The sequence below is a fragment of the Pseudomonas sp. TH15 genome (assembly GCF_016651105.1).
In the GTDB taxonomy this organism is placed as follows: Bacteria; Pseudomonadota; Gammaproteobacteria; order Pseudomonadales; family Pseudomonadaceae; genus Aquipseudomonas.
The window spans coordinates 367,206-387,500 of record NZ_JAEKEL010000002.1 but is presented as its reverse complement, the minus strand read 5'-3'; the positions used below and the strand labels follow the sequence as shown (position 1 = coordinate 387,500).

16 protein-coding genes and 2 rRNA genes (1 of these 18 cut by a window edge) are annotated in these 20,295 nt (G+C 57.1%); 12 read left to right on the top strand and 6 right to left on the bottom strand.

The window, feature by feature from the left end; genetic code table 11:
* Both JFT87_RS25555 and rrf read left to right on the top strand, forming a co-directional pair.
* A 23S ribosomal RNA gene (locus tag JFT87_RS25555) occupies positions 1 to 1,323 on the top strand; it begins 1,571 nt to the left of the window's first position.
* A gap of 184 nt (positions 1,324 to 1,507) precedes the next feature.
* Positions 1,508 to 1,623, top strand: a 5S ribosomal RNA gene (rrf, locus tag JFT87_RS25550).
* 109 nt (positions 1,624 to 1,732) lie between these two features.
* Here rrf and JFT87_RS25545 read toward each other — a convergent pair.
* Positions 1,733 to 3,115, bottom strand: a complete 1,383-nt coding sequence (locus JFT87_RS25545) for a lysozyme inhibitor LprI family protein (protein ID WP_201205922.1) — start codon at positions 3,113 to 3,115, stop codon at positions 1,733 to 1,735.
* Positions 3,116 to 3,326: 211 nt separating this feature from the next.
* On the opposite strand from JFT87_RS25545, the gene JFT87_RS25540 reads away from it, so the two are divergent.
* The 4 genes from JFT87_RS25540 to JFT87_RS25525 all read left to right on the top strand — a co-directional run bounded on the left by JFT87_RS25540 (position 3,327) and on the right by JFT87_RS25525 (position 8,610).
* Positions 3,327 to 4,931: a tetratricopeptide repeat-containing response regulator gene (locus JFT87_RS25540; RefSeq protein ID WP_201205920.1), complete on the top strand. Its 1,605-nt coding sequence runs from the start codon at positions 3,327 to 3,329 to the stop codon at positions 4,929 to 4,931.
* Complete coding sequence (locus tag JFT87_RS25535; RefSeq protein ID WP_201205918.1) at positions 4,928 to 5,617, top strand: sensor histidine kinase; 690 nt, start codon at positions 4,928 to 4,930, stop codon at positions 5,615 to 5,617. The genes JFT87_RS25540 and JFT87_RS25535 overlap by 4 nt, the downstream gene beginning before the upstream one ends.
* Positions 5,618 to 5,924: 307 nt before the next feature.
* Entirely contained in the window at positions 5,925 to 7,166 is a 1,242-nt protein-coding gene (locus JFT87_RS25530) for a glutamine synthetase family protein (RefSeq protein WP_201206755.1), read from the top strand.
* Between the two features lie 70 nt (positions 7,167 to 7,236).
* On the top strand, positions 7,237 to 8,610 hold the full coding sequence (locus JFT87_RS25525) for an MFS transporter (RefSeq protein WP_201205916.1): 1,374 nt from the start codon (positions 7,237 to 7,239) through the stop codon (positions 8,608 to 8,610).
* 66 nt (positions 8,611 to 8,676) lie between these two features.
* On the opposite strand, the gene JFT87_RS25520 is transcribed toward JFT87_RS25525, so the two are convergent.
* The 4 genes from JFT87_RS25520 to flgA all read right to left on the bottom strand — a co-directional run bounded on the left by JFT87_RS25520 (position 8,677) and on the right by flgA (position 11,285).
* Complete coding sequence (locus JFT87_RS25520) at positions 8,677 to 9,423, bottom strand: flagellar brake protein (protein ID WP_201205914.1); 747 nt, start codon at positions 9,421 to 9,423, stop codon at positions 8,677 to 8,679.
* Positions 9,424 to 9,512: 89 nt separating this feature from the next.
* The gene (locus tag JFT87_RS25515; protein WP_201205912.1) at positions 9,513 to 9,980 is read right to left on the bottom strand and encodes a flagella synthesis protein FlgN; all 468 of its coding nucleotides are present in this window, start codon (positions 9,978 to 9,980) and stop codon (positions 9,513 to 9,515) included.
* Between the two features lie 48 nt (positions 9,981 to 10,028).
* Positions 10,029 to 10,355, bottom strand: coding sequence for a flagellar biosynthesis anti-sigma factor FlgM (gene flgM, locus JFT87_RS25510; RefSeq protein ID WP_201205910.1), 327 nt, complete (start codon positions 10,353 to 10,355; stop codon positions 10,029 to 10,031).
* 168 nt (positions 10,356 to 10,523) lie between these two features.
* Entirely contained in the window at positions 10,524 to 11,285 is a 762-nt protein-coding gene (flgA, locus tag JFT87_RS25505; protein WP_201205908.1) for a flagellar basal body P-ring formation chaperone FlgA, read from the bottom strand.
* Between the two features lie 82 nt (positions 11,286 to 11,367).
* Here flgA and JFT87_RS25500 point away from each other — a divergent pair, with 82 nt between their 5' ends.
* The 6 genes from JFT87_RS25500 to flgE all read left to right on the top strand — a co-directional run bounded on the left by JFT87_RS25500 (position 11,368) and on the right by flgE (position 16,502).
* Positions 11,368 to 12,300 carry a chemotaxis protein CheV gene (locus tag JFT87_RS25500; protein WP_201205906.1) on the top strand — a complete coding sequence of 311 codons (933 nt, stop codon included), beginning with the start codon at positions 11,368 to 11,370 and terminating at the stop codon, positions 12,298 to 12,300.
* Positions 12,301 to 12,346: 46 nt separating this feature from the next.
* A complete protein-coding gene (gene cheR / locus JFT87_RS25495) occupies positions 12,347 to 13,174 on the top strand; it encodes a protein-glutamate O-methyltransferase CheR (protein WP_007899126.1) in 828 nt (275 codons plus the stop codon).
* Between the two features lie 370 nt (positions 13,175 to 13,544).
* Positions 13,545 to 13,952 (top strand): flagellar basal body rod protein FlgB, encoded by a 408-nt coding sequence (gene flgB, locus JFT87_RS25490; RefSeq protein WP_201191654.1) that lies wholly within the window; start codon positions 13,545 to 13,547, stop codon positions 13,950 to 13,952.
* A 3-nt stretch (positions 13,953 to 13,955) separates the two neighbouring features.
* Complete coding sequence (gene flgC, locus JFT87_RS25485) at positions 13,956 to 14,399, top strand: flagellar basal body rod protein FlgC (RefSeq protein WP_054054819.1); 444 nt, start codon at positions 13,956 to 13,958, stop codon at positions 14,397 to 14,399.
* A 15-nt stretch (positions 14,400 to 14,414) separates the two neighbouring features.
* A complete protein-coding gene (flgD, locus tag JFT87_RS25480; protein ID WP_201205904.1) occupies positions 14,415 to 15,143 on the top strand; it encodes a flagellar hook assembly protein FlgD in 729 nt (242 codons plus the stop codon).
* Positions 15,144 to 15,173: 30 nt separating this feature from the next.
* Positions 15,174 to 16,502 carry a flagellar hook protein FlgE gene (flgE, locus tag JFT87_RS25475; protein WP_201205902.1) on the top strand — a complete coding sequence of 443 codons (1,329 nt, stop codon included), beginning with the start codon at positions 15,174 to 15,176 and terminating at the stop codon, positions 16,500 to 16,502.
* Between the two features lie 306 nt (positions 16,503 to 16,808).
* Here flgE and JFT87_RS25470 read toward each other — a convergent pair whose 3' ends face one another.
* On the bottom strand, positions 16,809 to 19,703 hold the full coding sequence (locus JFT87_RS25470; RefSeq protein WP_201205900.1) for a ribonucleoside-diphosphate reductase subunit alpha: 2,895 nt from the start codon (positions 19,701 to 19,703) through the stop codon (positions 16,809 to 16,811).
* Between the last annotated feature and the right edge of the window lie 592 nt (positions 19,704 to 20,295).

Genomic DNA, 20,295 nt, shown 5'->3' with positions numbered 1-20,295 from the left:
AAGCTTCAGGTAACCAGGAACCGTACCCCAAACCGACACAGGTGGTTGGGTAGAGAATACCAAGGCGCTTGAGAGAACTCGGGTGAAGGAACTAGGCAAAATGGCACCGTAACTTCGGGAGAAGGTGCGCCGGTGAGGGTGAAGGACTTGCTCCGTAAGCTCATGCCGGTCGAAGATACCAGGCCGCTGCGACTGTTTATTAAAAACACAGCACTCTGCAAACACGAAAGTGGACGTATAGGGTGTGACGCCTGCCCGGTGCCGGAAGGTTAATTGATGGGGTTAGCTAACGCGAAGCTCTTGATCGAAGCCCCGGTAAACGGCGGCCGTAACTATAACGGTCCTAAGGTAGCGAAATTCCTTGTCGGGTAAGTTCCGACCTGCACGAATGGCGTAACGATGGCGGCGCTGTCTCCACCCGAGACTCAGTGAAATTGAAATCGCTGTGAAGATGCAGTGTATCCGCGGCTAGACGGAAAGACCCCGTGAACCTTTACTATAGCTTTGCACTGGACTTTGAATTTGCTTGTGTAGGATAGGTGGGAGGCTTTGAAGCGTGGACGCCAGTTCGCGTGGAGCCAACCTTGAAATACCACCCTGGCAACTTTGAGGTTCTAACTCAGGTCCGTTATCCGGATCGAGGACAGTGTATGGTGGGTAGTTTGACTGGGGCGGTCTCCTCCTAAAGAGTAACGGAGGAGTACGAAGGTGCGCTCAGACCGGTCGGAAATCGGTCGTAGAGTATAAAGGCAAAAGCGCGCTTGACTGCGAGACAGACACGTCGAGCAGGTACGAAAGTAGGTCTTAGTGATCCGGTGGTTCTGTATGGAAGGGCCATCGCTCAACGGATAAAAGGTACTCCGGGGATAACAGGCTGATACCGCCCAAGAGTTCATATCGACGGCGGTGTTTGGCACCTCGATGTCGGCTCATCACATCCTGGGGCTGAAGCCGGTCCCAAGGGTATGGCTGTTCGCCATTTAAAGTGGTACGCGAGCTGGGTTTAGAACGTCGTGAGACAGTTCGGTCCCTATCTGCCGTGGACGTTTGAGATTTGAGAGGGGCTGCTCCTAGTACGAGAGGACCGGAGTGGACGAACCTCTGGTGTTCCGGTTGTCACGCCAGTGGCATTGCCGGGTAGCTATGTTCGGAATAGATAACCGCTGAAAGCATCTAAGCGGGAAACTAGCCTCAAGATGAGATCTCACTGGGACCTTGAGTCCCCTGAAGGGCCGTCGAAGACTACGACGTTGATAGGTTGGGTGTGTAAGCGCTGTGAGGCGTTGAGCTAACCAATACTAATTGCCCGTGAGGCTTGACCATATAACACCCAAGCAATTTGCTTGCTTCGAGCTGAAAAGCGAAAGAGCACCAGATTGCGGTGTGTGAAGACGAAACGAACCGAAAGTTCGACCGCCCCTAAAAAGGCAGCACAAAACACCGAAAACTATCCCATACCCAATTTGCTGAAGCGAGGCCATCTGGCCACGATTCGGTACCCGAATTTCTTGACGACCATAGAGCGTTGGAACCACCTGATCCCATCCCGAACTCAGCAGTGAAACGATGCATCGCCGATGGTAGTGTGGGGTTTCCCCATGTGAGAGTAGGTCATCGTCAAGATTAAATTCCGAAACCCCAATTGCGAAAGCAGTTGGGGTTTTGTTTTGCCCGCAGGAAAGTTCGTACAGCAATAAGCGCTTTGATCGCTTGAAAGTTTCAGAAACAGCGGTCAATTGGATTCGTCTGTTTCGAACTTGGCAATTGACGTGGTGACGTCGTTCAGACTTCGACGGCCATTGACCGTGTACTCGCGCTCGCGGTCGTCTACCGAGCCCGGTTTGCGCACGGTCATTTGCGCATACAGTCCATCTTTCTTGCTGTAGTCGCCGTAGTGATTGTTCATCCTCGCAATAAAACACTCACTTGCGATGATCACCGGGAAGTCAGCAACAGGCTCGATCACGTAATAGCCCGCGCCGTAACCGTAGTATTCCTCGCTGTCATTGGCTGAAGGAGGAATAGGACAAATTGGCTTTCTCTCCTCCCCGTTCCCGTATGACTCTTTATCTATCGTGGCCAAACCTTTCGCCAGCGCCCGATGCAGGCCGGGTTTCAGCGTGTAAGTGGTTTTTTTGTCTTCTTTTTGCTGTGTGCGGGGAATGCTCAGTCGATAACGGTAGCGTACTTCTACCAACGGTACTTCCACGTTAATTTGCAGCGGACTGAGCAAATAGACGTTATCGACTCCATACGAGCTGTCGCGATACGCGGCATAGACCTTGCCGCGAATGCTGATCCAGTTCACGGACTGATTGGCGCCGCGATCACTGATGGAGTAAAGCGAACTGCCAATACCTGATTCCTGGCCCAGCGCTGCGGTTCTGCGGGTGAGCCGGTCACCGTCACGGCGGTAGGTTTCGAAGAAGCTGAACAGCCCGGTGCCGCCAGTGTAGGTCTGAACGATCAGGTCGCGCTGTCCATCTCCGTCCAGATCAAGCAAGTTGAACGTAGTCTGCCCAAGTTCGGTGTCGGCATCCAGGTTTGAGGCTTGCATAGCCTTCCACTCGCTCTGGGTAACGCCCTTGGGAGAGGACTTCGGGAAGTGCGTTTTTTCAGAATATTGACCATCGTCAGACTCTGCGTAAAAGGTTGTCAGGGGGCTTTTGATCGACAATGAGGCAAGTGTCCGTTCCAGGGCAAACTCCGGATCTTTTTTGCTCATCGCTTGAATGCGCTGTTGCAGGTCGTCCATTACTTGTTTATCGATGTCATTCGGTTTGAAGACAACCGCTGCCTTCCACGCCGCTTGCAACAATTGCAGGCGCTCGCGGTAGTGCTGATCCAGGCAAGAAACATCCTCTGCACACTCATTCCGGGTGTCCAGCCACTGCCGTTGAGAACGTTTAAGTTCAGGCTGCGTCTGTACCGATGCCTTCATCAATCCCCGATAAACCATGCCCATCTGCGCATCAAGTTCATGCAACTCTTTACTTGCGCAGATAGTGTTTTCGACGACATTCGCCGCTTTTGTGCAATCCATTCCGGCCGCCATCGCTTGCTGAACAAACAGCGCTGCGCAAGCGGACACAATGCAACGTCCCTTGATGTACACGCAGTCATCCTTGTTTTGAGTAGTTATACAGGCGCGCAGGGTAATCGTTGGGCGAGGAATCTTGAAGCGCTGGCTTCAGAGAACGCTACTTCTGGCCGATAACCCACTCGGTGACTTCAAAGTCGAGCGAAATCGCTTGATAGCATTTGGCCGCCAGCTATCATCTGCGCGCCTGAAATTGCCACTTTCTTAAATTGCCTGGAAATCTTCGATGCTGTCGTATCACCAAAAGAGTTTTCTGATCGTCGATGATTTCTCGGATTTCCGCAGCTCCGTCAGGTCCATGCTGCGGGAGCTGGGCATCAAGGATGTCGACACCGCTGATACCGGTGAGCAGGCGCTGCGTATGTGTGCGCAGAAGTCCTACGATTTCATCCTGCAGGATTTTCATCTGGGCGATGGCAAGAAAAACGGTCAGCAGGTGCTTGAAGACCTGATGATCGAGAAGCTGATCAGCCATGAAAGTGTGTTCGTCATGGTCACCGCCGAAACCAGTCAGGCCATGGTGCTCAGCGCCCTGGAGCACGAGCCCGATGCTTACCTGACCAAGCCGTTCAACCGTTCTGGTCTGGCCCAGCGGCTGGAACGGCTGGTGCAGCGAAAGACGTTGCTCAAGCCGATCCTGCAGGCGCTTGACCGGGGTAAACCGGTCGAGGTGCTCAACGCCTGTATCGCCTTGTGCAAGCAAGACATCCGCTACTCGCCGCTGTGCCTGCGTTATCGCGCCGATGCCTTGCGCGACCTGAACCAGAACGAAGCGCTGGAACGTCTTTACGACGGCATCATCGCTGATCGGCCTTTGCCATGGGCGTTTGCCGGGCTGGGCAAGTTGCTGTTCAAGCGCGGCCAGGTTGCCCAGGCCAAAGGCGTCTATGAAAAAGCGCTGAAAGTATTCCCGATGATGCCGGCGCTCTATGACGGCATGGCCGATGTGTTGGTCTCGCAAGGCGATACCAAGGGTGCCCAGCGCGTGTTGGAGGAAGCCATTCGCCTGTCGCCACTGGCGGTCCGCCGGCAAGCGTTGCTGGGTAAACTGGCGATGGCCAACGAAGATTTTGACACTGCCTCTAAAGCCTATCGCCAGGCGGTGGCTCAAGGTGCCCAGTCTCGCTTCAAGGATGCCGAAAGCAACCTTGGCCTGGCCCACGCCTTGATCAGCAAGGGCAGCGAAAAGGGGCTGGACACTCGGACTCGGCTGGAAATCAACACGACCCTCAGTGCTGTGGCCAAGGAGAACCCCTCCGACCCGGGCCTGCAGATTCGTGCACGGCTGATGAAGGCTACCAGCCTGCTGCTCAACGATGCCGAGACCGCCGAGAAGCTCACCGAACAAGCGATGATGCGCCTCGATGGCATGGAGCAATTCATGAGTGCCGAAGCGGCGCTGCTGGTGGCCAAGCAACTGCAAATGCTCGGGCAAGCCACTGCGGGCGCTTCGATGCTTAAAAACTGTGCGGAGATCTACGGTGACGATCCGACAGTGATGCAGGGCATCGCCAAGTTGACTGACGATCCGACTATCCTCAATGCCAGTAACGCCGCCGCCGACCTCAACCGACAGGGCGTGCGGGTGTACAAGACCGGTAACCTGGTGGAAGCACGGGATGTGTTCCGCAAAGCCCTGGCGCTGCAACCGAAGAACATCAGTATTGCGCTGAACATGGCGCAATCGCTGCTGCATGGCACTGACACCAATGTCCCATCGGCGGAACTCGAAGAGTGCCGGACCTGCCTGAAAACGGTCGGCCTGATGCCCGATACCGACACCCGTTTTCCCCGTTATCAGAAGCTGCGAAGCAAGGCGTTTGGCGAATGAACGACAGCGAACAGGCACTCGACTTCTCCACGGTAATTGCCTCTACCGTGCACGACATGAAGAACTCTCTAGCGATGCTGATGCAGGCTCACAGCCAATGGCTGGCGCGCTTGCCCGATCAGCAGCACACCAAGGAACAGGGCGTCATCGACTTCGAGTTCGCCCACCTCAACGGCATGCTGGTGCAGTTGCTCGGGCTCTATAAGCTCGGCGTCAACCAGATGCCATTGCAGCCGGCTTACCATGAGCTGGATGACTTTATTGAAGCGCAACTGGCCGCGCATCAGGAGGTGTTCGCCAGTCGCGGCATCATGGCGACCTACGAAGTGGACCCGCTGAGCCCGTTGGGTTTCTTTGACCGGGAATTGGTTGCTTCGGTGCTGGCCAACAGCATCAACAACGCTATCCGTTACGCACGCGATGCGCTGTTGATCACGGTTAGCGACGAGGCCGGTCAACTGGTGGTGACCATCAACGACGATGGCGAAGGCTATCCGCCCGAGATGATCGAGCGCCAGGACGATTACGTGCAGGGCATCAACCACAGCACCGGCAGCACTGGTCTGGGCCTTTACTTCGCCGGGCGCATCGCTGCGTTGCATCAGCGCAACGGCGTTGGCGGATACACGCGCATCAGCAACGGCGGTCCACTGGGCGGTGGCGTCTTCAGCCTCTACTTGCCCTGATACACGTTCCTGTAGGAGCTGGCGAAGCCTGCGATCTTTTGACTTTTTACAGACAAGATCAAAAGATCGCAGGCTTCGCCAGCTCCTACCGGGGTGTGGGACATCGGTTTGGTTTTTTGTTCGCCAGTGCTTGATATTCCGAACGGGCGGAGCCTATTTTGTACGGGTCGCCGTTCGCGGCTCGCACAACAACAAGGATTGCGTCATGACAACCGATGGCCAGCGTTCACTCGCTCAGCGATTGACGGGCATTGATGAGATTGAGTGTGTTACGCCGGATTTGAACGGCGTACCCAGGGGCAAGGTAATGACTGCCGAGGGTTTCCTGGAAGGGCGGCGGTTGCAGATGGCGCGGGGTGTGCTGCTGCAATGCATCATGGGCGGATATCCGCTGGCGCGTTTTTACGGCAGCGATGATGGCGACTTGGCGCTGGTTGCGGACCCTGCTCAAATCCACCGTTTGCCGTGGAGCAAACAGCCTCGGGCATTCGCCATTTGTGATGCGGATGAACTGACCGGGGAAAGCTCCCGTCTGTCGACCCGCGGCCAACTCAAAGCGGTTATCGCGCGTTACGCCGCACATGGCCTCGCGCCAGTGGTGGCGACCGAACTTGAGTTTTTTGTCTTCGCGCCCAACACCGACCCGACGCAATCGTTCCAGCCGCCCATTGGCCTGGACGGTCGTCGCGAGGACGGTCATTCGGCGTTCAGCGTCAGTTCCAATAACGGTTTGCGACCATTCTTCAGTGAAGTCTACGAATGCATGGCCGCCCTTGGCTTGCCTCGCGATACCTTCATGCACGAGATGGGCGTCAGCCAGTTCGAGATCAACCTGCTGCACGGCGATCCGTTGCTGTTGGCTGACCAGACCTTTTTATTCAAGCACCTGCTCAAAGAAGTTGCGCTCAAGCACGGCTTGACGGTGGTGTGCATGGCCAAGCCGTTGGCGCACACGCCGGGCAGTTCGATGCATATTCACCAAAGTATCGTCGAGATCGGCAGCGGGCGTAACGTGTTCAGCGATGAGGCCGGGCAGCCAACGGCGACCTTCCGTCATTTCATCGGCGGTCAGCAGGCCGGCATGGCCGACTTCACCGCGTTGTTTGCGCCGAACGTGAACTCCTATCAGCGCTTGTGCCACCCGTTTGCTTCGCCGAATAATGCCTGCTGGTCCCACGATAATCGTGCGGCGGGTCTGCGTATTCCGGCCAGTTCGCCGGTGGCCCGTCGGGTCGAGAACCGCTTGCCTGGCGCCGATGCCAATCCGTACCTGGCGATTGCCGCAAGCCTGGCCGCCGGGCTGCACGGCATCGAAAACGAGCTGGAGCCGAGTGAGGCGATTCAGGGCGAATTCGTGGTGCCGGATAATCTTTCGTTGCCATGTACCTTGCACGCTGCCCTTGAACGTCTGAAACGTAGCCAATTGGCGATGGAACTGTTTGGCAAGGAGTTCATCGAAGGCTACATCGCTTCGAAGACCATGGAACTGACCAGCTTCTTTGATGAAATTACTCCCTGGGAACGGCGTGTTTTAGCAGCCCAGGCCTGACGACCCGTCGTCTTCGGGCTATCGTTCTCGCTAGCCCGATACTCACTGCAAGGAGCCGCTCGGAACGCCGATGCGCCAAATCTGGAAATCCTTTCGAGCGCTGTATTTCGCCTCGCTGATGATGTTGATCGGCTCGGGTCTGTTGAGTACTTATCTGGGCTTGCGCCTGGCGGCTGACCATGTCGACAGCTTGTGGGTCGGTGCGTTGATGGCGGCCAACTATTTTGGCCTGGTGCTGGGCGGCAAAATCGGCCACCGGTTGATTGCCCGGGTCGGGCATATTCGTGCCTATGCAGCGTGTGCCGGGATTGTCGGCGCGGCAGTGTTGGGCCATGGCTTGATCAACTGGTTGCCTGCGTGGCTGTTTCTGCGGGTGATCGTGGGTCTTGGCATGATGTGCCAATACATGGTCATCGAGAGCTGGCTCAATGAGCAGGCCGAAGCCAAGCAGCGCGGGTTGGTGTTCAGCGGTTATATGATTGCCTCGTACCTGGGGCTGGTGTTGGGGCAGCTGATTCTGGTTCTGCACCCGGCCTTGGGCCTGGAGCTGCTGATGCTGGTCGCCTTGTGCTTCGCGTTGTGCCTGGTGCCGGTGGCCCTGACCCGACGCATTCACCCGGCGCCTTTGCATCCGGCACCGATGGAGCCGCGGTTCTTCATCAAGCGAGTGCCGCAGTCGTTGAGCACGGTGTTGGGGGCCGGGTTGATCGTCGGTTCGTTCTACGGTCTGGCACCGTTGTATGCCTCGCAACAAGGGCTTTCGACCGAGCAGGTCGGTCTGTTCATGGGTAGCTGCATTTTTGCCGGTCTGGTGGTGCAGTGGCCGTTGGGCTGGTTGTCTGATCGTTATGACCGGGCGTTGCTGATCCGCTGCTTCGCTTTGTGTCTGGCCGTTGCTGCGTTGCCGCTGGCGATCATGACCGAAGTGCCGCTGGAGGTGCTGTTCATCGCCGGGTTCTTCTGTTCGCTGGTGCAGTTTTGCCTGTATCCGTTGGCGGTGGCGTTTTCCAATGACCACGTTGAGGGGGATCGTCGGGTTTCCCTGACAGCGATGCTTTTGGTGACCTACGGCGTCGGAGCCAGTATCGGGCCGCTGGTGGCCGGGGTGCTGATGAAACTGTTCGGCAGCCACATGCTGTATGCCTTCTTCAGCTTCTTTGCGCTGGTGCTGGTGTGGCGGATTCGCCCGAAAGCGGTGACCAACCTGCATCAGGTCGACGATGCGCCACTGCATCACGTGGCCATGCCTGACAGCATGTCGAGTTCACCGCTGGTGGCAGCCCTTGACCCGCGGGTCGATGAGCAAGTGGTGCAGGATCAGATGCAGAACCCGATCGATCCTGAACCGGACCCTGAGCCGAAACCTGAAACCGATCCGTCCCCGGAAGAACCGCACGACCCGGACACAGGTCGCGAACAAAGCTTCACCGAGGCCAGACCTTAATATCCATGCATAAAAAAACGGGCAGTCACCGCAAGGGACTGCCCGTTTTTTATTGAAGCGCAGTGCTTACATGTCGTCTTTGTCGAAGCGCCGGGCTTCGCGCTGAAGCTGATAGACGAAGCGCTCGACCTGCCGTTGCACCAGGCCGCTCATGTTGTGAAAGCGTACGCCGGCGAACGTGGTGGAGATTCTTTCTTCGAAGTGTAAGTAACGCAGTTCAACCGGGGCCGTCATGCTGCCAAAGGGCAGGGCGGCGATGAAGCGGTCATAGACTTGGCCCAGTTGCAGGCTGGAAGTGATATCGCCTTCGAAGCGCAGCTTGCAGCCAGTGGCAGAGATATCCAGCAACTTGCCGTTGATTGGCGACTTGAGTTTTTCACCGCCCAGTTCGACATTAACCAGTTGCGCCAGCTTCAACGCGGCGCGAAAGGCATTGCGACGCTGGTGGTAAACCACCTCGGTCGGCAGCGCGCCCCGATAGCAACGACCGCCACCAGACTCGTCGATGGTCAACGGACCGTTGCTTTCCCAGGCAATGCGCACACCGTCGTGGAAGCCTTCGACCCGGAATGGTTCGCCGGCCAACAGGTAGCGTTCACCGTCACGGGGGATCATCTCGTCCAGGGCGATCATGTTGCTGTCACGATCGATGTCCACCAGATAGCTCTGGAAGCGCTGGCTACGTTCGTGGAACGTGATGATCAGCGGATCATGGCTGTCTTGCAGCTGGCGCAGGTTGCCGGAGATTTCCAGGGGTGTGGTGAGCACCTTGGGTGGCTGCGGAGCATCTTCCGCACTTAAGGCATTGAACACGGTTCATCAATCTCCAGACAAAATATGACTACTAGCCGGCATTCTGCCAGCATGTTTCGCGTCTTGATAGGGCGTGCTCATTAGCGGACTCAAGCCTGACTGAGCGGACGAGGCCCGGCCATCTTGGCAGTTGATCCGCGTGCATCATAGAGCGCTGGAGGTTCGCCACCGGTGAGGATTTTCAGCTGATTGGCCGTAGCGGCCTGCTGTATCAGGATCGACTGGCCATTCTTGACGTTGGCAGCCTGGCATTGAGCCAGAAGATCGGTCAGCACATCGCTTTGTTCCAGCAACTGACCGCCAATGCTCGAATGGCTGGCGAGTTGCTCAAGGCCGGCGCGAGTGAGGGGCAGGTTCAGGCTGGCGAGGATTTCGCTGCGCTTGCGGCCATGCTGTTCGAGCAAAATGATCAATGCCTGTTTTTCCGCCAGAATTTCTTCAAGCAGTGGCATGTCGCGACCGTGCAAGGCGAGGGACTCGGTTTGCAATAACGCCAGCAAGCGTTGAGCTGGAGCAAAGTCGTCGGTGATCAGTTGCAGTAGATTAGTGTCGTGCATGGCTGGCCTTGGGTTTTAAGCGTCCAAAAGCCTGGCGCAGGCGATGGCCTAGCGCTGGGCTTCGAAGTTGAGCAGTTTGCTGGCTACACGGTTGCTGTCGACTTTATAGCTGCCATCGGCAATCGCTGCTTTCAACTCGGCCACACGGGCGTTGTCGACGGCAGGCTGATCGCGCAGCTTGTCAGTGACCTTTTGCAACTGTTGAGCCTCATTGCTGAGATGTACCGATTCCCCGCTTGTGACGGTACTGGCCTGTTCGGCCGGGGTAGTCAGCGGTGCGGATTTGCCGGCGTCGGCGGTTTCCTTGGCAACGCTGGTACGTGTACTGCCCGTAAGTGGCGAGGAGCTGTTTAAACGGCTGAAATCGATGACCATGATAAAAAAACCTCTGGGTATTTGGACGCTTGCCATGTTTTCGGCAATCCCTGCGAAAACTTTAGGCTCATTTAAGCAATGAGCCGCATGCGCCAGCACTTGTCCTGCATGGGGCACAGTTTAGGCAACAGCCAGGCGGCGCGCCATAGCTTCACAAAACAGAGAGCCCTACATGGACACTTCCACTTGGCCTGGCGCGGTGACTTGCGCCTTGATGACTCGCATGGAATTGAGGTTTTTTACCCTTATCTGTTCAGCCAGGCCACCATTGGAGAGCGCTTCGCCCGGCATGCGCACACTGAGCGTACCACTGCGTGCGGTAATCACCACCTGATCACCCTTGCGTACGACTTCCGCCTGTTCGAGATGGACCAGGGTGATGACCTGATCGCCTACCGTTTGTCGGGTAAGTTTCTGTCCGATGGCCTGGTCAACCGAGGTGAAATACCCCTGGTTGATCAAGCTGATGTCGCGCTCGCGTAAAACGACATCGCCCGGTTCGATGATGCCGGCGCGCCTGAGCGGGCGAGTGGTGGTGACGACCTCTCGAAACAGGTGCACTTGAGCGGGTACGAACACGGTCCAGGGGGAGCTGCCCTCGCAACGAACCTTGACTGTAACCCGCCCGATGGGGGTGGCCGGGCTTTCCAGGGAGGCTGTCAATTCCTTGTCGCACATGGGCATGCGCAGTCGCGGATCGAGCTGCTTGACCTCGATTTCGTAGCGACCTTCCGTTTGACTGGTAGCCAGATAGTCCTCTACGGTGAATTCAAGAAAGCCCTGAGTGACGCCGATAAGCATGTCAGGCAAGGTAACCGCATCAGCAACGGCAGGGCTGCCAGGGGTCAACAGGCAAGCAGCCGACATCACGCAAAGCAATTTGCGGTAGTTTGATGTCAGGCGTCGGAAAAATGTCGTTTGATCGTTCATAAGGGTTAAAAAGCAAGCGCCGTGCCGTTTAGTGATGAATGTGCGTCGCAACACAACTTAGCGTTGGTGTAGGAGTCTGGGCATGGCTGGTGTAATGGATTCGGTAAACCAGCGCACGCAACTGGTAGGGCAGAATCGCCTGGAGCTGTTGTTGTTCCGTCTCGACGGCCAGCAACTCTACGGGATCAACGTGTTCAAGGTTCGTGAGGTGCTGCAATGCCCCAAACTGACTCTGATGCCCAAGTCCAGTCCCGTCGTGTGCGGTGTGGCAAATATTCGTGGGGCGACCATCCCGATCCTCGATCTGGCGATGGCGACCGGTGCCGGTGCACTTAAAGATCAAAGCAATCCCTTCGTGATCATCACGGAGTACAACACCAAGACTCAGGGTTTCCTGGTCCGGTCGGTAGAGCGCATCGTCAACATGAACTGGGAGGAGATTCATCCGCCACCCAAGGGCACTGGACGCGATCATTACCTCACGGCTGTGACTCGGGTCGACAATCAGTTAGTCGAAATCATCGATGTCGAGAAAGTCCTGGCGGAGGTTGCGCCGACACCGGAAGCGATTTCGGTGGGGGTGGTCGATGTCGAAACCCAGCACAAGGCCTTGTCCTTGCGAGTGCTGACGGTCGATGACTCGTCGGTGGCGCGCAAGCAGGTGACCCGTTGCCTGCAAACGATCGGTGTCGAAGTGGTGGCGTTGAACGACGGCGAACAAGCGCTGGAGTACCTGCGCAAGCTGGTCGACGAGGGCAAGAAGCCGGAAGAAGAGTTCCTGATGATGATCTCCGACATCGAGATGCCGGAGATGGACGGGTACACCCTGACGGCCGAGATCCGCAACGACCCTCGCATGCAAAAGCTTCATATCATCCTGCATACTTCGTTGTCGGGTGTGTTCAATCAGGCGATGGTCAAGAAAGTCGGTGCCGATGACTTCCTTGCCAAATTCCGTCCTGATGACCTGGCATCCCGGGTAGTCGACCGGATCAAAGCAGCAGACATCAGCTAGGGGCCTTTTGCCCCTGGCGGTCAACACGATTTAAGAGGCGGTATCTTTGTCTACGGGTAATTTGGATTTCGAACAGTTCCGGGTATTCCTGGAAAAAGCCTGTGGCATTTTGCTCGGTGAAAACAAGCAGTACCTGGTCTCGAGCCGTCTCAACAAACTGATGGAACAGCAGGGCATCAAGTCCCTGGGTGAACTGGTGCAGCGCATCCAGACCCAGCCGCGCAGTGGTTTGCGCGAAATGGTGGTGGATGCCATGACGACCAACGAAACCCTGTGGTTTCGTGACACCTATCCGTTTGAAGTCTTGAAGAACAAGGTGCTGCCCGAAGCAATCAAGGCTGCTCCCGGTCAACGTCTGCGCATCTGGTCGGCGGCTTGCTCGTCGGGTCAGGAACCGTATTCGCTGTCGATGTCCATCGACGAGTTCGAACGGGTCAACATGGGCCAGTTGAAGATGGGCGTGCAGATTGTTGCCACCGACTTGTCCGGCACCATGCTGACCAACTGCAAGACTGGCGAGTACGACAGCCTGGCGATCGGTCGCGGTCTGTCGCCCGAGCGTTTGCAGCGTTACTTCGACCCGAAAGGGCCGGGGCGTTGGGCAATCAAGGCGCCGATCAAGAGTCGGGTGGAGTTTCGCTCGTTCAACCTGCTCGATAGCTACGCAGCGCTGGGCAAGTTCGACATCGTGTTCTGCCGCAACGTGCTGATCTACTTCTCCGCCGAGGTGAAGAAAGACATCCTGTTGCGCATTCACAGCACGTTGAAGCCGGGTGGTTACTTGTTCCTGGGCGCTTCTGAAGCGCTGAACGGTTTGCCGGACCATTACCAAATGGTCCAGTGCAGTCCGGGGATCATTTACCAGGCGAAGTGATTGCATCGGCAACACAAAAAACGGCAGGCCCGCAAAGGTCTGCCGTTTTTTTATGCCTGAACAATTTCCCACGAACAGCACAAATCCCCCTGTGGGAGCGAGCCTGCTCGCGAAGGCGGCCTGTCAGAAAAACAATTGCCGACTGACACACAGCCTTCGCGAGCAGGCTCGCCCCCACGGGGATCTGCGTTGACCTGGCAAGGGAGGCAAGCGGCAGAAAAGCGGCAGGCGGCGGAAACCCGTTGCCGCTTTTCTGGCATTGCCGCCTTGCCGATGCCCGCAAAGGCCCGGTTTACGGGCTTTTTTTAATTGGCACGCGGCTTGCTATGTTCACGTTACGAAAAATCAGGTCACCCGAAGGTTTCCCGACATGAGCATCAGCTTCGATAAAGCGCTCGGTATCCACGAACAAGCCCTGGGCTTCCGCGCTCAGCGTGCCGAAGTCCTGGCCAACAACATTGCCAACGCCGACACCCCGAACTACAAGGCTCGGGACCTGGATTTCTCCAAGGTGCTTGCCGCACAGAACGAGAAAACCAAGAACGGCACTTTCGCCTTGAACATGACGAACAGCCGTCATATCGAAGCCGAAGGCCTGGGCAATGGTGACGAGTCGCTGCTGTATCGCACGCCGATGCAACCGTCGATCGACCAGAACACCGTGGACGCCCAACTGGAACAATCCAACTACGCGGAAAACGCGGTGGGCTTCCAGGCCAGCTTCACCCTGCTCAACAGCAAATTCAAAGGGCTGGTTTCAGCCCTGCGTGGAGAGTAAGTCATGTCTCTTGCCAGTGTTTTCAACATTGCCGGTAGCGGCATGAGTGCCCAGACCACTCGCCTGAACACCGTTGCCTCGAACATCGCCAACGCCGAAACCGTCTCGTCGAGCATCGACCAGACCTATCGTGCCCGTCACCCGGTATTCGCCACCATGTTCCAGGGCGGCCAGAACGGCGGCAGCGATTCGCTGTTCCAGAGCCAGGACGCCGCCGGTCAAGGCGTGCAAGTGCTGGGCGTGGTTGAAGACCAGAGCAATCTTGAAGCGCGCTACGAGCCGAACCATCCGGCCGCCGACGCCAAGGGCTACGTCTACTACCCGAACGTCAACGTCGTCGAAGAAATGGCTGACATGATTTCCGCGAGCCGTTCGTTCCAGACCAACGCGGAAATGATGAACACCGCCAAAACCATGATGCAGAAGGTCCTGACCCTCGGTCAGTGATAAGGGGCGACTCAGATGAGTGTTACCGATACCACCAGCAGCCTCAGCATGAACGATATTCTGGCCAACTCCTCGGTGACGGCCAACAGCTCCACCGCGAATAGCCTTGGCTCTTTGGCCGGCGCCGCGACCGGCGGCCAGACACTGGGCAAGGACGCGTTCCTGCAATTGCTGGTGACCCAACTCAAAAACCAGAACCCGCTGGACCCGCAGGACAACAGTGCGTTCGTCGCCCAGTTGGCCCAGTTCAGCAGTCTGGAAGGCATCACCACGCTGAACACCACGGTCAGCTCGATTGCCAGCAACTTCAGCTCTTCGCAAGCGTTGCAGGCTTCGTCGTTGGTCGGTCGTTCGGTGATCGTGCAGACCAACTCACTGCAGGTTGATGATCCGACCAAAGCGGTTAACGGTTCAGTGAACCTGACGTCGTCCATCGCCAGCGGCACCGTGACCATTTCCGACAGCAGTGGCAACACAGTCAGAACCATCGATCTGGGCACTCAGGCGGCAGGCAGTGCTGCCTTCACCTGGGATGGCAAGGACTCGAGCGGCGCCACCGTTCCAGTCGGCACTTATACCGTCAAGGCCAGCGCGCCTGTCAACGGTACGGCGACGGACCTGGCGGTTTACCTGCCGGCCACCGTCAACAGCGTGACCCTGAGCCAGACCGGCGGCGAGCTGACGCTCAACCTCGCAGGCCTGGGCCCGGTCGCCCTGTCCAAAGTTCAAACCATTGGTATATAGAGCCGACTAACCGGCACAAAGGAGTGGAATATGTCTTTCAATATCGGCCTTAGCGGTCTCTATGCAGCCAACAAACAACTGGATGTAACCGGTAACAACATCGCCAACGTCGCGACCACCGGTTTCAAATCCTCCCGTACAGAGTTTGAAGACGTCTATTCGGCGACCAAACTCGGCAGCGGCAGCCAAGTCGTCGGCAGCGGTGTAAAACTGGCCAACGTGTCCCAACAGTTCACCCAAGGTGACATCAACAACACCGGTAACGTGTTGGACATGGGCATCAACGGTTCGGGTTTCTTCACCCTGAGCAACAACGGTTCGACGACCTACACCCGTGCCGGTACGTTCAAGGTCAACAGCGATGGTTACATCACCAACACCGACTACACCTCGCGCCTGCAAGGCTACGGTGTGGATGCCAATGGCAAAGTCATCAACGGTGTGTTGACCGATCTGAAAATTGACACTTCGAACCTGGCGCCGAAGACCACTTCGTTGGTGACTTCGACGATCAACCTGAACTCGACGGCTCCGGTTATCGACGATACCGTTCCGGCCGGCAAGTTCGACCCGACTCTGACGGCGACCTACACCAAGTCGTTCAGCACCCCGATCTATGACAGTCAGGGCAACCAGCACTCCATGGATCAATACCTGGTGAAAACCGGTGGCAATACCTGGAAGGTCTACACCCTGGTAGACGGCCGCAACCCGGATGCTACCGGCAGCGACCCGAAAACCACTGCACCGGTCGCTTCGACACTGTCGTTTGACGCCACTGGTAAGTTGACTCAGGTCAGCACGCCTAATCCGGCGGGCGGCGCTCCAATCATCAGCAGCAACCTGACGGTTAACAGCTGGGTGCCAGGCACTGTGACCAATGGCGTTTGGACAGCCAATGGCGCTGCCGCTAACCCGGCCGGTGTGACCATCTCCATGGCCAATACCACTCAGTACAACGCTGACACCGCGCGTTCGATCCCGACTCAGGACGGTTACGCCACTGGCCAGATCACCAACCTGACCATCGACGGCACCGGTACCCTGTTCGCCAACTTCAGCAACAACCAGAGCAAGGCTATCGGCCAGGTTGCACTGGCAAGCTTCACTAACGAACAAGGCCTGCAAGCGGTTGGCGGCACTAGCTGGAAAGAGACGTTCTCTTCGGGTATCCCGGGCTACGATGCTCCGGAAACCGGGACTCTGGGTTCTATCGAGTCCAACTCCCTGGAAGAGTCCAACGTCAACCTGACCAACGAACTGGTCAACCTGATTAAGGCGCAGAGCAACTACCAGGCGAACGCCAAGACCATCTCCACCCAGAGCACCATCATGCAGACCATCATTCAGATGACCTGATGCTGGTTGGGTTGTAGCGCTTCACCAAGAGCCCCTCGGAAGAGGGGCTTTTTTATGCACGGGATTTGAGGCTGGTCTCTGAATTTGCGTTGTGGGTGATGGCCTCTTCGCGGGCAAGCCTCGCTCCTACAGATTTGGCGTCGTTCATTTGCCTTGGGAGCGACATAGAATCTGTAGGAGCGAGGCTTGCCCGCGAAGACGTCAGACCGACCAACACTTTCCCCAAGGCAAAAGAAAACCCCCGACCAGTCCAGAGAACTAATCGGGGGTTTCAGATAAGCGCCGTTAAGCGCTTACCGGCTCAGCTTATTGGCAAGCTTCGCAATCCGGCTCGTCAATCGCGCAAGCCTTTGGCACTGGTGCCGGACCGGCAGGAGCTGCCAGGACCGAATCGTCACCGTGGTTGCCGCCGCTGGAAACAGCGTTCAGTTTGCCGGTGTTGATGGTCGACTTCTCGGTGCTGGTCGCGGCCAGGGCACGGAGGTAGTAAGTGGTTTTCAGGCCACGGTACCAAGCCATGCGGTAGGTCACGTCCAGTTTCTTGCCCGAAGCGCCGGCGATGTACAGGTTCAGGGACTGAGCCTGGTCGATCCACTTCTGACGACGGCTTGCCGCGTCAACGATCCACTTGGTGTCCACTTCGAAGGCAGTCGCGTAGAGCTCTTTGAGTTCTTGCGGGATGCGCTCGATCTGCTGAACCGAACCGTCGTAGTACTTCAGGTCGTTGATCATGACCGAGTCCCACAGACCGCGAGCCTTCAGGTCGCGAACCAGGTACGGGTTGATCACGGTGAATTCGCCCGACAGGTTCGATTTCACATAGAGGTTCTGGTAGGTCGGTTCGATCGACTGCGATACGCCAGTGATGTTGGCGATGGTGGCGGTCGGTGCGATGGCCATGATGTTGGAGTTACGAATGCCTTTCTGTACACGGGCACGAACCGGTGCCCAGTCCAGGGATTCGTTCAGGTCAACGTCGATGTACTTCTGGCCACGTTGCTCGATCAGGATCTGTTGCGAATCCAGCGGCAGGATGCCTTTGGACCACAGCGAACCCTGGAACGTCTCGTACGCGCCGCGCTCGTCGGCCAGGTCGCAGGAGGCCTGGATCGCGTAGTAGCTGACCGCTTCCATCGACTTGTCGGCGAACTCGACGGCAGCGTCGGAACCGTAAGGGATGTGCTGCAGGTACAAAGCGTCCTGGAAGCCCATGATGCCCAGACCGACCGGACGGTGCTTGAAGTTGGAGTTCTTCGCTTGTGGCACCGAGTAGTAGTTGATGTCGATAACGTTATCGAGCATGCGAACGGCGGTGTTCACGGTACGTTCCAGCTTGGCGGTGTCCAGCTTGCCGTTGGTGATGTGGTTCGGCAGGTTGATCGAGCCCAGGTTGCAAACGGCGATCTCGTCCTTGTTGGTGTTCAAGGTGATCTCGGTGCACAGGTTCGAGCTGTGAACCACGCCAACGTGCTGCTGCGGGCTGCGCAGGTTGCACGGGTCTTTGAAGGTCAGCCATGGGTGGCCGGTTTCAAACAGCATGGACAGCATTTTGCGCCACAGGTCTTTGGCCTGGATGGTCTTGAACAGCTTGATCTTGCCCGGGTACTCGGACAGCGCTTCGTAGTACTCGTAGCGCTCTTCGAAAGCCTTGCCGGTCAGGTCGTGCAGATCCGGAACTTCGGACGGCGAGAACAAGGTCCACTTGCCGTCATCGAAGACGCGCTTCATGAACAGGTCAGGGATCCAGTTGGCAGTGTTCATGTCGTGGGTACGACGACGATCATCACCGGTGTTCTTGCGGAGTTCGATGAACTCTTCGATGTCCATGTGCCAGGTTTCCAGGTAGGCACAGACAGCGCCTTTGCGCTTGCCACCCTGGTTAACGGCTACGGCGGTGTCGTTCACCACTTTCAGGAACGGAACAACGCCCTGGGATTTGCCGTTGGTGCCCTTGATGTACGAACCCAAGGCACGAACCGGCGTCCAGTCGTTGCCCAGGCCGCCAGCGAATTTGGACAACATGGCGTTGTCGTGGATCGCGTGGTAAATGCCCGACAGGTCATCCGGCACGGTGGTCAGGTAGCAGCTCGACAGCTGTGGACGCAGGGTACCGGCGTTGAACAGTGTCGGAGTCGAGGACATGTAGTCGAAGGACGACAACAGGTTGTAGAACTCGATCGCACGGTCTTCTTTGTTCTTCTCTTCGATCGCCAGGCCCATGGCCACGCGCATGAAGAAGATCTGCGGCAGTTCGAAACGCACGCCATCCTTGTGGATGAAGTAACGGTCGTACAGGGTTTGCAGGCCCAGGTACGTGAACTGCTGATCGCGCTCGTGGTTGATTGCCTTGCCGAGTTTTTCCAGGTCAAACGTGGCCAGGATCGGGTTCAGCAATTCGAATTCGATGCCCTTGGCGATGTACGAAGGCAGGGCCTTGGCGTACAGGTCGACCATTTCGTGGTGGGTTGCGCTTTCGGCAACTTCCAGGAAGCTCAGGCCTTCGGCACGCAGGGTGTCCATCAGCAGGCGGGCGGTCACGAACGAGTAGTTCGGCTCACGCTCAACCAAGGTGCGGGCGGTCATCACCAGAGCGGTGTTGACGTCGGTCAGGGCCACGCCGTCGTACAGGTTTTTCAGGGTTTCGCGCTGGATCAGGTCGCCGTCGACTTCTGCCAGGCCTTCGCACGCTTCGGTGACGATGGTGTTCAGGCGGCCCATGTCCAGAGGAGCAAAGGTGCCGTCGGCGCGGGTGATGCGGATCGACGGGTGAGCGTTGACGGCTTCTTCGGTCGGCGCGTGGGCAGCGCGTTCTTTCGAACGACCGTCACGGTAGATCACATAGTCGCGGGCCACTTTCTGCTCGCCGGCACGCATCAGGGCCAGTTCAACCTGGTCCTGGATTTCTTCGATGTGGATGGTGCCGCCCGAAGGCATGCGACGCTTGAAGGTCGCGGTGACTTGTTCGGTCAGGCGGGCAACGGTGTCGTGGATTCGCGACGAGGCAGCAGCGGTGCCACCCTCAACTGCGAGAAACGCTTTGGTGATGGCGACGGTAATTTTGTCATCGGTGTAAGGAACGACAGTGCCGTTACGCTTGATCACGCGCAGTTGGCCAGGCGCGGTGGCGGACAGATCCGAATTCGAATCAGCGGCCTGCGGCAAGGTGCCCTGCGGGTTCTCGCGAGTTGTGTCGGTTTGCATGGGTGTCTCCACGTTCTCTATGTTTGTTTGGGCACCATCACGGTGCCCACCGTTCCGTCCTGAAGCACTACAACCGGCGAGCGCCGGGCATAACAACTTCGGGACAGTTCAGGAAGGGGGCCTTTTGAGCGCCGCTTCCATGCCGAAGTCTTTGGTTTCAAGCCGTAGGCTGAAAACCGAATTCCTTTTGGGTGACAGTTATGGACTGCAACACCCGTACCGTTTTCGCCGCTTGGGGGTCAAAAACAGCAGCCATCCGCTCGTGCGGTTTGGTCTTCTGAAAATACGTTTGGTTCAACCAGACAAAGGCAATAAAAGCGCTTGAATTCGGTGTCTGATTTGTGTTTGGTTTTTGGGCGAAAACCCTACATGTAGGGTTTTTTTAGCGCCGAGGTACAAGATAATGCGTTTTGGGGGGTGATTGCAACGTACTACCTGTGGATAAACCTGTGCGTAAATTGTGTGTGAAACGTGGAAACAGCGTGTAGGCCGCGACCCTACTGGAGTCGACCGTTTGTCATGGTATTTTCATGATTGAAAACGGTTGGGGCAGTTTTTAAGGGCGCGAACCCTATCACAAAAAACCGCGTTG